Source organism: Streptomyces niveiscabiei (assembly GCF_001419795.1).
In the GTDB taxonomy this organism is placed as follows: Bacteria; Actinomycetota; Actinomycetes; order Streptomycetales; family Streptomycetaceae; genus Streptomyces; species Streptomyces niveiscabiei.
In genome coordinates, this window is the sequence record NZ_LIRL01000692.1 from 1 (window position 1) to 6,555 (window position 6,555).

The window sequence follows — 6,555 nt, forward strand, 5'->3', positions numbered from 1 at the left end:
CAGCCCCCGGCCCGCCTCTCCGCCACCGTCGAGGCCGACGCGCAGGGCGGCTACTGGGCGATCGACCGCCTCCGTACCACCCTCGACTCCCTGTTCACGGTCCGCGACCTGACGACCGCCTCCGGCGACCAGGAACGGGAACTGCACGTCCTGCTCGGCAACAAGCTCGGCGACACGTGACCTAACCTGCCCGAGTGACCACCGAGTTGACCCTCCTGCCGCGCGTCTCCTGCCGGGGCCGGGAGATCACCGCGCCCCGGCTGCGCGGCCTCCTCGCCCTGCTCGCCGAAGATCCGGCCACCGGCTGCGGGACCGCCCGGATCGTCGAGGGCCTGTGGCCGCAGGAGCTGCCGGAGCATCCCGCGAAGGCCGTACAGATCCTCGTCTCGCGGCTGCGGGCGCAGCTCGGCGCCGACGTGGTCCTCAGCACGCCGACCGGCTACCGGCTCGCCTTCGAGCCCGCCCAGATCGACAGCTCCGCGCTGCTCCTGCACGAGGCGGCGAGCGCCCGGTGCGCGCGGGCCGGGGACCACGCGGGCGCGCTCGCACGGGCCGAGGCCGGGCTCGCTCTGTGGGAGGGCGGCGCCGAGGAGCCGCCGGACGACCCGCTGTCCGCCCTGCGCGCCGACCGCGCCCACACCCGGCGTGCCCTGGTCCGGCTCCGCGCACTCTCCCTGGCCAGGCTCGGCCGGCGCGAGGAAGCCCGCGCACCGCTCAGGGACGTGCTGCGCGAGGCACCCCGGGACGAGGAGGTGCTCGCGGAACTCCTGCGCTGCGAGGGCGGCGCCGCCGCGCTGACCCGGTACGACGCCTACCGGCGCGAGCTGCGCGACACCCTCGGCACCGACCCGGGGCCCGAACTGCGGGACGTGCACCAGGAGTTGCTGAACGCCGACACGCCCCGCGTCCGCCACGGCGTACCGTACGAACCCAACCCCCTGCTCGGCCGCGACGCCGATGTCGCCGCGGTCGCCGGGCTGCTGCGCACCGCGCGGGTCGTCACCGTCGTAGGACCCGGCGGGCTCGGCAAGACGCGCCTCTCGCACGCCGTGAGCCACGCCGCGCCCCAGCCCGTCGTGCACTTCGTGCCGCTCGCCGGGGTCGCCACGGACGACGAGGTCGCGGACGAGGTCGCCGCCGCCGTCGGCACCGGCATGCCGGACGGCCTCCTCGCGGCGCTCGGCACCCGGCCCGCCCTGCTCGTGCTGGACAACTGCGAACACGTCGTCACCGGCGTCGCCGACCTCGTGCGGAGCCTCGTCGCCCGCTTCAAGGAACTGCGCATCCTCGCCACCAGCCGCGCCCCGCTCGGCCTGACCTCCGAGTCCGTGTACGCGCTGCCGGAGCTGACGCCCGAGGCCGCCGCCGAACTGTTCACGCAGCGCGCCCGCGCCGCCCGCCCCGGCGTCGACCTGCCGCCCGGCACCGTCGCCGAGATCTGCGCCCACCTCGACGGCCTCCCCCTCGCCGTCGAACTCGCCGCCGCCCGCGTCCGCGTCCTGTCCGTCGCCGACGTCTCCCGCCGCCTGCGCGACCGCTTCGCCCTGCTCTCCGGCGGCGCCCGCGACACCCCCGAACGCCACCGCACCCTGCGGGCCGTCGTCGACTGGAGCTGGAACCTCCTCGGCCCCGACGGCCGCGCCGCCCTGCGCGCCCTGTCGGTCTTCCCCGGCGGCTTCGACGCCGAGGCCGCCGGCTACGTCCTCGACACCGGCGCCGACCCGCTCGACCTGCTGGAACAGCTCACCGGGCAGTCCCTCCTCAAGGTCGCCGACACCCCGCACGGCACCCGCTTCCGGATGCTGGAGACCCTCCGCGAGTTCGGCGCCGCCCGCCGCGCCGAGGCGGGCGAGGACGAGGCTGTCACCGGCCGGCTCCTCACCTGGGCCCGCGACTTCGGCCGCGCCCACCACGACGTCCTCTTCGGCACCGCCCCCGTGCCCGCCTGGGACCTCGTCCGCGCCGAACAGGACAACCTCCTCCTCGCCCTGCGCCACGCCCTGGCCCGCGCCGACGGTGCCACGACCGCCGCCGTCACCGCCGTCCTCGGCTCCCTGTGGGCCACCGAGTCCCACTACGCCCGCCTCGCCGCCCTCATCGCCGAGACCGGCGGCCCCCTCTCCCACCACCACCCCGACGACCCCCGCGACATCGAGACCCTCCGCAGCGCCTCCGTCGTCGCCACCGGCACCCTCTTCATGGCCCACGGCCCGCACGCCGTACGCCAGTTGGCGACCCTGCGCCGCCTGCCGCCCGCCCCGCCGGACACCGTGCCGCGCGCCCTCGCCGTCGTCCTGGCCGCCGTACCGGACATCCACCCGCCCCGGTACGAGCGGCTGACGGAACTCTGCGAGGCGGCCGAGCCGATGCTCGCCGGGACCGCGTCGACCTTCGCCAGCTACGTCTGGGACGCCGCGCACGACACCGCCCGCGCCCTCGACCACGCCCGCCGGATGCTCGCCTCGCTCGACCCCGCCGACAACCCCGCCCTGCGCCTGCTCGCCCACGGCCGCGTCAGCGAACTCTGCCTGCGCACCGAGCGCAGCCAGGAGGCGTACGATCAGCTGCGCGCGGCCCACGACACGCTCGGCGCGTACGGCACCACCCACAACGACTGGTCCGACCCCGTCGGCGTGCGCTGGGCGCTGACCCTCGCCTGCCTCCAGCTCGGCCGCGTCGACGAGGCCGAGTACTGGTACGGGCTCGCCGAGCTCGACCAACGCCCGGAGTCCGCCGAGGCGTTCAGCTCCGACCTCGGCGCCCGCGCCGAACTCATGCTGGCGCGCGGGCGCGTCGAGGCCGGCCTCAGGCTGTGGCGCCACTCGGCCGACGACGTCCGCACGGTCGGCGCCGACGATCCGTTCATGGCCAAGTGGTCGCTGGAGGTCCGCGCCGGGGCGGTCGCGGCGCACGCCCTGCACGGACGCCTGGACCAAGTCGCCGGGCTGGTGCGGGAGTTGCGGGCACTGCTGCCCGGTCTCCCGCCGGGTTCCTCGTACGGTGCCGTCCTGGTCGCCGTCGCGCTGGCGGGGCTCGCCGAGGGGGACACGGAGGCCGTGCGGCTCGTCGCGTTGAGCGAACTCGTGCCTGTGGCGCGGGACTTCCCCGTACTGTCGGCGGCGCGGGCCCGTGCCGCCGCCGAGCGGGCCGACGCGGCGGGGTACGCGAAAGCGCGCGCGGAGTACGGGGAGTTCGGGCGCGACGCCGTGTTTCAGTGCCTGGGTTCCCTCACGAACAGCGCCTTCGACCAGGCGTAGCCCAGCACCGACAGGCCCACCGCCCAGCCGAGCGTCAGCAGCGCGTTCGCCGTACCGATCGGCGTGCCCAGCAGCAGGCCGCGCAGCGTCTCGATCGCCGGGGAGAACGGCTGGTACTCCGCGAACCAGCGGAACCAGCCCGGCATGTCGGCCACCGGGACGAACGCGCTCGACACCATCGGCAGCATCATCAGGGGCAGGCCGAGGTTGCTCGCGCCCTCCGGGTTCGGGGAGGCGAGGCCGATGCCGACCGCGAACCAGATCAGGGCGAGGCTGAACACGGTCAGGAGACCGGCCGCCGCGAGCCACTCCAGCGGGGTCGCGTTCGGGCGGAAGCCGATGGCCACGCCGATCAGGAGCAGGACGGCCAGCGCGAGGAGGGTTTGCAGCACGCTGCCGAGGACGTGGCCGGTCAGGACCGACGCCCGGGAGATCGCCAGCGTGCGGAATCTCGCCATGATCCCCTCCGTCATGTCCATCGACACCGCGACCGCCGTGCCGAGCGCCGTGCCGCCGATCGTCATCAGGAGGACGCCGGGGACGACGTAGGCGACGTACGCGGAGCGGTCGGCCGGGCCGCCGGTGATGCCCGCGCTCATCACGCCGCCGAAGAGGTAGACGAACAGGAGCAGGAGGATGACCGGGGTGAGCAGGACGTTGAGAGTGAGGGAGGGGTAGCGGCGGGCGTGGAGGAGGTTACGGCGGAGCATGGTGAGGTTGTCGCGGAGGGCATGGGTTGTCATCGGACCTGCTCCTTGAGGGGCGTCGTCGCCGTCGGCTGTGCCGTCAGCGCGAAGAACACGTCGTCCAAGTCCGGCGTGTGCACGGAGAGTTCGTCCGCCTCGATGCCCGCCGAGTCCAGCCAGTCCAGGACCGCGCGGAGTTCGCGCTGGCTGCCGGTGCTCGGGATCTGGAGGGTCAGGGTCTCGTCGTCGCGCGTCGTCTCGCGCAGGGTCGTCGCCGCGTGCTCGTACGCCGTCGGGTCCGTGAAGCGCAGGCGTACGTGGCCGCCCGGGACCAGGCGTTTCAGCTCCGCCGGGGTGCCCTGGGCGACGATCCGGCCGCCGTCCAGGACCGCGATCCGGTCGGCGAGCTCGTCGGCCTCGTCCAGGTACTGGGTGGTGAGGAAGACGGTCGTGCCGGCGGCGACCAGTTCACGGACGATGCCCCACATCGTGTGCCGGGAACGCGGGTCCAGGCCGGTCGTGGGCTCGTCGAGAAAGATGATGCGGGGGTCGCCGACCAGCGTCATCGCGAGGTCGAGGCGCCGCCGCATGCCGCCGGAGTACGTGGACGCGGGCTTCTTCGCGGCGTCCGTCAGCTCGAACCGCTCCAGCAGCTCGGCGGCGACCCTGCGGCCCTCGTTCCTGGCGAGGTGGTTCAGGTCGGCCATCAGGAGCATGTTCTCCTCGCCGGTGATCAGCCCGTCCACCGCCGAGAACTGCCCGGTGACCCCGATCGCGGTCCGTACGGCGTGCCCCTGCGCACGGAGGTCGTACCCGCCGACCTTCCCGTCCCCGGCGTCCGCCGTCAGCAGGGTGGAAAGGATGCCGACGGCCGTGGTCTTGCCCGCGCCGTTGGGTCCGAGCAGGGAGAACACCGTTCCTGTCGGCACCGCGAAGTCGATGCCGTCCAGCACGGTCTTGTCGCCGTACGCCTTGCGCAGCCCGTACGCCTCGATGGCGAGCCGTTGTTCTGTCGTCATGCGGCAGAGGATGCGGCGGGGCGGGTTCAGCGGGGTTTCAGGGCGGTTTCAGCGCGGCCGGATGATGGAGCGGGTGGTCGGTGAAGTGTCAACTACGTTTACACTTTCTCCATGGAACAAGAGGTGCGGTGGCTGACGGCGGAAGAGCAGCAGGCTTGGCGCGGCTTCCTGCGTCTGCACGACCGGCTCCGGGGGCACCTGACGCGCCAGCTCCAGGGGGAGGCGAACGTGTCGGCCGCCGACTTCGCGGTCCTCGTCGAACTGACCGACCTCCCCGAGGGCCGCCGGCGCATCCTGGACCTCGCCCGCGCGCTGGAGTGGGAGAAGAGCCGCATGTCCCACCACATCGCGCGCATGGTCAAACGCGGGCTCGTGGTGCGCGACGAGTGCCTGGAGGACGGGCGCGGCGCGTTCGTGGTCATCACGGACGAGGGCCGCCGGATGATCGAGGCCGCCGCTCCCCGGCACGTGGAGGCGGTGCGCGGACTGTTCCTCGACCATGTGACGCCGGCCGAGCTGCGGGTGATCGCCGAGGTGTCGGAACGGGTCGTGAGGAAGATCGACGAGGCGCCGGAGTGCCCCACCGCCGAGGCGGACTGACACCCGGGTGCGGCGCTGTTCCGTGCGGCGCGCCGATGGCATGATGGTTGACATGCCAACTAAAGCTTGTGGGAGGTGACCCCGGTGAGCAACGCCGAAACCGGCCCCGAGGCGCTGAAGTGCGGCGGCGACGACCCCGCGCCGGACGCCGTCGACGTCCTGACACCCCGCGAGGTCCCCTTGGGCGGCCCCCGCTCCCTCTCCGTACGGCGCACGCTCCCGCAGCGCGCCCGCACCCTGATCGGCGCCTGGTGCTTCTGCGACCACTACGGCCCGACCGAGGTCGCCGGGCGCGGCGGCATGGACGTCGCCCCGCATCCGCACACCGGCCTCCAGACCGTGAGCTGGCTCTTCAGTGGCGAGATCGAGCACCGCGACAGCCTCGGCACCCACGCCCTGATCCGCCCCGGCGAGCTGAACCTCATGACCGGCGGCCACGGCATCTGCCACTCGGAGGTCACCACCCCGGCGACGACCCTCGTGCACGGCGTCCAGCTCTGGCTGGCCCTGCCCGGCGAACACTGCTCGGCCGCCCGGGACTTCCAGCACCACGTCCCCGACCCGGTCCGCCTCGACGGCGCCGAACTCCGCGTCTTCCTCGGCACCCTCGCCGGCAGCGCCTCCCCGGTGCGCACCTTCACCCCGCTCCTCGGCGCCGAACTCGTCCTCGCCCCGCACGCCGAGGTCACCCTGACCGTCGACCCGTCCTTCGAACACGGCGTCCTGGTCGACACCGGCACCGTCCGCCTCGCCACGACCACCCTCCGGCGTGCGGAACTCGGCTACGTCCCCTGCGGTGCCGGGACCCTGACGCTGGCCAACGAGTCCGGCGCACCGGCACGCGTGATCCTCCTCGGCGGCACCCCCTTCGAGGAGGAGATCGTCATGTGGTGGAACTTCGTGGGCCGCACCCACGAGGACATCGTCCGAGCCCGCGAGGAGTGGGAGGCCGAGGGTGACCGCTTCGGTGCCGTCGCCGGCCACCCCGGTCCC

General features: G+C 73.7%; 5 protein-coding genes and 1 pseudogene. 4 read left to right on the forward strand and 2 right to left on the reverse strand.

What is annotated here, in order from left to right; genetic code table 11:
- Both AOK24_RS30715 and AOK24_RS30720 read left to right on the forward strand, forming a co-directional pair.
- Positions 1-180 (forward strand): annotated as a pseudogene (locus AOK24_RS30715) (hypothetical protein); the annotation flags it as partial.
- Between the two features lie 14 nt (positions 181-194).
- Positions 195-3,257 carry an ATP-binding protein gene (locus tag AOK24_RS30720; RefSeq protein ID WP_055723305.1) on the forward strand — a complete coding sequence of 1,021 codons (3,063 nt, stop codon included), beginning with the start codon at positions 195-197 and terminating at the stop codon, positions 3,255-3,257.
- Here the strand turns inward: AOK24_RS30720 and AOK24_RS30725 are convergent.
- The gene (locus AOK24_RS30725) at positions 3,212-4,000 is read right to left on the reverse strand and encodes an ABC transporter permease (protein WP_055723306.1); all 789 of its coding nucleotides are present in this window, start codon (positions 3,998-4,000) and stop codon (positions 3,212-3,214) included. The two genes, AOK24_RS30720 and AOK24_RS30725, sit on opposite strands and share 46 nt — an antisense overlap.
- Positions 3,997-4,962: an ATP-binding cassette domain-containing protein gene (locus AOK24_RS30730; protein WP_055723307.1), complete on the reverse strand. Its 966-nt coding sequence runs from the start codon at positions 4,960-4,962 to the stop codon at positions 3,997-3,999. The genes AOK24_RS30725 and AOK24_RS30730 overlap by 4 nt, the downstream gene beginning before the upstream one ends.
- 111 nt (positions 4,963-5,073) lie before the next feature.
- Between AOK24_RS30730 and AOK24_RS30735 the strand changes: the two genes are divergently transcribed.
- Positions 5,074-5,562 (forward strand): MarR family winged helix-turn-helix transcriptional regulator, encoded by a 489-nt coding sequence (locus tag AOK24_RS30735; RefSeq protein ID WP_055723308.1) that lies wholly within the window; start codon positions 5,074-5,076, stop codon positions 5,560-5,562.
- Positions 5,563-5,646: 84 nt separating this feature from the next.
- The coding region (locus AOK24_RS30740; RefSeq protein WP_055723309.1) for a pirin family protein at positions 5,647-6,555 on the forward strand (909 nt) is incomplete at its 3' end.